Origin of the sequence: Skermanella aerolata KACC 11604, from assembly GCF_000936425.1 — a bacterium.
GTDB lineage: Bacteria > Pseudomonadota > Alphaproteobacteria > Azospirillales > Azospirillaceae > Skermanella > Skermanella aerolata.
In genome coordinates, this window is sequence record NZ_AVFK01000208.1 from 1 (window position 1) to 471 (window position 471).

Below are 471 nucleotides of genomic sequence, written 5' to 3' on the forward strand. Positions count from 1 at the left end.
GTTGGTTCCGGCCAGATAGATCCCGGCGATCAGGGCCTCGGCCCGTTTGGTCAGCCGCTTGTAAGCGGGCAGCGTTTGGTTGCGCCACTCCTGCGTCCTGCCGTCGGCCTCGACCAGCCGGGCACGTGGCACAGACACCGTGGTCGGGCCGAAAGTACCGAGGATCTGGCGATCGCGGTGACCGTGCCGATGCCCCATGGCCAGTCCGGCGCGCTCATAACGCCCGCGGTTCAGGACCGCCTCCAGTTCGCTCTCCAGCATCGCCTCGATGAAAGAGCGGATGTGCTGGCGCACCCCAGCCTCCAACGGATCGAACCAGTCCTCGCCAAGCAATGGAACCGGAGCCTCGTTGGCTGTAATCTTTTCCATGGCGTAATCTCCTGCGGCGGTGGTCAGACCGCCGATGTGGGTTCTTCACCTTCAGGAGATTACGCCACCCGCCAATTTCCTACCAACCAAGCGACACGACCG

At 63.7% G+C, this 471-nt stretch carries 1 protein-coding gene; it reads right to left on the bottom strand.

Annotation, left to right across the window (positions count from 1 at the left end):
* Positions 1–369 (bottom strand): transposase (locus tag N826_RS41205; RefSeq protein ID WP_211099527.1); only part of this gene is annotated, 369 nt, incomplete at its 3' end.
* Positions 370–471 lie beyond the last annotated feature (102 nt).